This window comes from Butyrivibrio sp., assembly GCF_017940685.1.
In the GTDB taxonomy this organism is placed as follows: domain Bacteria; phylum Bacillota; class Clostridia; order Lachnospirales; family Lachnospiraceae; genus Butyrivibrio.
Window position 1 is genome coordinate 1 of the sequence record NZ_JAGAYD010000263.1, and the last position, 2,818, is coordinate 2,818.

Below are 2,818 nucleotides of genomic sequence, written 5' to 3' on the forward strand. Positions count from 1 at the left end.
AGAAGACCAACGTTGTCACCAGCCTCGCAGTAATCCATTGTCTTACGGAACATCTCGATACCAGTACATACTGACTTAGATGTCTCTTCCTTGATACCAACGATTTCGATTTCGTCGTTGAGGTTAAGGTGACCTCTCTCTACTCTACCAGTAGCAACTGTTCCACGTCCTGTGATTGTGAATACGTCCTCAACAGGCATAAGGAAAGGCTTATCTGTCTCACGAGTAGGTTCAGGGATGTAAGAATCAACTGTGTCCATGAGCTCCATAACCTTGTCGCCCCACTCAGACTTAGGATCCTCAAGAGCCTTAAGAGCTGAACCACGAATGATAGGTGTGTCATCTCCAGGGAACTCATACTCTGTAAGAAGGTCTCTGATCTCCATCTCAACGAGGTCGAGAAGCTCAGGATCATCAACCATATCGCACTTGTTCATGAATACGATGATGTAAGGAACACCAACCTGACGAGCAAGAAGAACGTGCTCCTTAGTCTGTGCCATAACACCGTCAGTAGCAGCAACAACAAGGATAGAACCATCCATCTGAGCTGCACCTGTGATCATGTTCTTAACGTAGTCAGCGTGACCTGGGCAGTCTACGTGAGCGTAGTGTCTGTTAGCTGTCTCATACTCGATGTGAGCAGAGTTGATTGTGATTCCACGCTCTTTCTCTTCTGGAGCCTTATCGATCTGATCGAATGCAACAGCAGGTGAAAATCCTCTGTCTGCAAGAACAGTTGTGATAGCTGCTGTAAGAGTTGTCTTACCATGGTCAACGTGTCCGATTGTACCAATGTTTACGTGTGGCTTACTTCTGTCAAACTTAGCTTTTGCCATTTCTAAATATCCTCCTTAGTGAAATGTTAATAAACATTTTCATACATAATTTAACCGACTATATCGATTATATTAAAAGATTAGCGTTAAATCAAGCGAAAACTGAGATTTTACGCGTCTTTCTTTATTTAATCTGTTCATCAGCCCTTATTTGAAAGGACTTTCTCCTGAACATTCTTTGGAACTGGCATATACTTCTCGAAGAACATTGAGTAGTTACCACGTCCCTGAGTTCTTGAACGAAGATCTGTAGCATATCCGAACATCTCAGCAAGAGGCACATGTGCTCTAACGATCTTGCCACCGCCAAGGTCATCCATACCTTCAACCTGTCCACGACGAGAGTTAATGTCACCAATAACATCTCCCATGTACTCCTCAGGCATTGTAACCTCAACCTTCATGATAGGCTCAAGAAGAACAGGTGCTCCCTTCTGCATAGCATCCTTGAACGCCATAGATCCAGCGATGTGGAATGCCATCTCAGATGAGTCTACTTCGTGGTATGATCCGTCATATACTGTAGCATGGACACCAACAACAGGATATCCACCAAGTGTACCAGCCTTCATAGCCTCTTCGATACCTTCGCTGATTGGCTGGATGAATTCCTTAGGAATAGCACCACCAACAACTTCGCTATCGAACTGGTAAAGGTTGTCTCCGTTAGCATCCATAGGCTCGAAACGAACTTTACAGTGACCATACTGACCACGTCCACCGGACTGCTTAGCGTACTTAGACTCAACGTCTACAGCCTTTGTAAGTGCCTCTCTGTATGCAACCTGAGGTGCACCAACGTTAGCCTCAACCTTATACTCACGAAGAAGTCTGTCAACGATGATATCAAGGTGAAGCTCACCCATACCAGCGATGATAGTCTGACCTGTCTCAGGGTTAGTGTGAGCTCTGAATGTAGGATCCTCTTCAGCAAGCTTCATAAGAGCTTCGTCAAGCTTCTGCTGACCAGCCTTAGTCTTAGGCTCGATAGCAAGCTCGATAACAGGATCTGGGAACTCCATTGACTCAAGGATAACAGGGTTCTTCTCATCGCAAAGTGTATCACCAGTAACTGTGTTCTTAAGACCAACAGCTGCTGCGATATCACCAGCATAAACCTTATCAAGGTCTGAACGCTTGTTAGCGTGCATCTGAAGGATACGTCCAAGACGCTCCTTGCTGTCCTTAGTACTGTTAAGTACGTAAGAACCTGAATTTGCTGTTCCTCTGTATACACGGAAGAATGCAAGCTTTCCAACGAATGGATCGCTGACAATCTTGAATGCAAGAGCAGCAAATGGGCCATCATCTGTAGACTCAACTTCGATTTCGTTACCGTCCATGTCAGTTCCCTTACATGCAGGGATGTCTAATGGTGAAGGCATAAACTCGATTACAGCATCGATAAGCTTCTGGATACCTCTGTTCTTGTGTGCAGAACCACAGCAAACAGGGAATGCCTTACACTCGCAAGTTGCCTTACGAAGTGCTGCCTTAAGATCTGCAACAGAAGGCTCCTCGCCCTCGAGATACTGCATCATAAGATCCTCATCAAGATCACAGATCTTCTCAACGAGCTCTGAGTGATAAAGCTCAGCGTCGTCCTTGAGGTCAGCAGGGATCTCACCAATTGTAACATCCTCACCCTTATCATCATTGTAGATGTAAGCCTGCATCTCAAAAAGATCAATGATACCCTGGAACTGATCCTCAGCTCCGATAGGGATCTCTATCATAATAGCATTTTTCTTAAGTCTATTACGGATCTGCTCTACAGCGCCAAAGTAGTTAGCACCGATGATATCCATCTTGTTGATGAATGCCATACGAGGAACGTTAAATCCGTCAGCCTGACGCCATACGTTCTCAGACTGAGGCTCAACGCCTTCCTTAGCACTAAATACACCAACTGCACCATCAAGTACGCGAAGTGAACGCTCAACCTCAACAGTGAAGTCAACGTGACCAGGTGTATCAAT

The 2,818-nt window shown here is 45.2% G+C and carries 2 protein-coding genes; both read right to left on the minus strand.

The genetic code is table 11. The features are described 5' to 3' along the window. A partial coding sequence (locus J6I68_RS15755; protein ID WP_292221680.1) for an elongation factor Tu occupies window positions 1-839 on the minus strand: 839 nt, incomplete at its 3' end. A gap of 140 nt (window positions 840-979) precedes the next feature. Further along, window positions 980-2,818 (minus strand): elongation factor G (gene fusA / locus J6I68_RS15760; RefSeq protein WP_292221682.1); only part of this gene is annotated, 1,839 nt, incomplete at its 5' end.